Here is a 432-nt window from a genome sequence, read left to right on the forward strand (position 1 = left end):
CCCCGTTTGGTTACAGCGATTACCAGACCATCGTCTCAAACATCAAAAAGTTTGCTGCCGGCGGCAAAACAGCGGTGGTTTCCACCATCAACGGTGACTCTAACGTTCCGTTCTATAAAGAGCTGGCTAATCAGGGCATTAAAGCCACCGATATTCCGGTCGTGGCCTTCTCGGTCGGGGAAGAAGAGCTGCGCGGTATCGATACCAAACCGCTGGTCGGTCAGTTAGCGGCGTGGAACTATTTTGAGTCAATCGATAACCCGACCAACGCTAAATTTGTCGCTGACTACCGTGCTTATGCCAAAGCCCATAACCTGCCGAACGCCGCCAGCGTGGTCACCAACGATCCGATGGAAGCGACCTATGTCGGTATTCATATGTGGGCGCAGGCGGTAGAAAAAGCCGGCACCACCGACGTGGATAAAGTACGGG

The 432-nt window shown here is 53.5% G+C and carries 1 protein-coding gene; it reads left to right on the forward strand.

The features are described from left to right. Positions 1-432 (forward strand): transporter substrate-binding protein (locus tag CHM34_RS18530; protein WP_169713839.1); only part of this gene is annotated, 432 nt, incomplete at both ends.

The sequence above is a fragment of the Paludifilum halophilum genome (assembly GCF_002245355.1).
Lineage (GTDB): Bacteria > Bacillota > Bacilli > Thermoactinomycetales > DSM-45169 > Paludifilum > Paludifilum halophilum.